This is a genomic window from Streptomyces sp. NPDC001027 (assembly GCF_040299045.1).
Classification (GTDB): domain Bacteria; phylum Actinomycetota; class Actinomycetes; order Streptomycetales; family Streptomycetaceae; genus Streptomyces.
In genome coordinates this window covers 1-1262 of the sequence record NZ_JBEPBI010000597.1, presented here as the reverse complement: position 1 = coordinate 1262, position 1262 = coordinate 1, and the positions used below count along the sequence as shown (strand labels likewise).

The 1262-nt window shown below is 75.4% G+C and carries 1 protein-coding gene; it reads right to left on the bottom strand.

Annotation, left to right across the window (positions count from 1 at the left end; all coding sequences use genetic code 11):
• A partial coding sequence (locus tag ABT300_RS44195) for an MFS transporter (RefSeq protein WP_351688866.1) occupies positions 1-1221 on the bottom strand: 1221 nt, incomplete at its 3' end.
• Positions 1222-1262 lie beyond the last annotated feature (41 nt).

Here is a 1262-nt window from a genome sequence, read left to right as displayed (position 1 = left end):
GTCGGCGGCCGCGGGCGCCTCGTCGGCGGTATGGAGGACGAACGAGGCCACGACGGCGCTGACGGCCAGGGCGGCGGCGGTGACGGCGAGCGCGGTACGGCCGCCCCACAGGCTCCACGCCGCGCCGAAGGCGAGCGAGCAGGCGAACCGGGCCAGCGCCTGCCCGGTGCCCACCAGCGCCTGTCCGGCGCCCTGGTGCTGTGCCGGCACGACCCCGGCGGTGGCGGCGGCGAGGACGCCGTCGGTGGCTGCGTAGAACGTGCCGTGCAGGAGGAGGACGGCCACGACGGCCGGGACGCCGTGCCACGGGGAGAGCACCAGGCCGTAGCCGAGCAGCAGGACGCCGTGGCCGGCCAGGAAGATCCGGCGGCGGCTGAGGCGGTCGGCGAGTGCGCCGAGCGGCACGGCGAGCAGCAGGAAGAAGGCGGCGGTGCCCAGGGGCAGCAGCGGGAACAGGTGGGCGGGCAGGTTCCCTTCGCGCTGGAGCAGCAGGTAGAGGAAGGAGTCGCTGACCGTGGTCAGCCCGAGCAGGGCCGCGCACACCGTGAGCCTGCGCAGCTGCGGGCGGCGCAGCAGTCCGACGGCGTCGCGTATCGTCGGCGGCCGGGTCGGCTCGGGCCGCCGTACGGCGTCGGCGGGCGCCGGGATGCGGGCGGGAACGAAGAGCACCAGCACCAGGACGCCGAGCGCGGCGACGCAGGCGCTGACCGCGAAGACCGCGTCGTATCCGTCGACGGTGGCCCGCAGCACGGCGAAGGCGACGAGCGGGCCGAGGAGGGCGCCGGTGGTGTCCATCGCCCGGTGCACGCCGAACGCCCGCCCGCGGTGCCGGGGTTCGGTGGCCAGCGAGATCATCGCGTCCCGAGGCGCGGTGCGCAGGCCCTTGCCGGTGCGGTCGACCGCGAGCACCGCGCCGAGCACCGGCAGGGTGTGCGCGAGCGGCAGCAGCGGCTTGCACAGCGCCGAGAGTCCGTAGCCGAGGCCCGCCACGACCTTGTGCCGGCGCCCGCCCCGGTCGGCGAGGTGGCCGCCGGTCAGCCGGACCAGGGCTCCGACGCCGTTGTTGATGCCGTCGAGGAGACCGAAGCCGAGCGGCGACAGACCGAGGCTCGCGACCACGTAGAGCGGAAGCACCGCCGTGACCATCTCCGAGGAGACGTCGGTGATGAGGCTGACCGAGCCCAGGGCGAGCACGGTGGCGGGCACGGCGGACTCGCCCACCTGCTCGGCATCGACCTGCTGCCGCGGATACGCAACTTCCA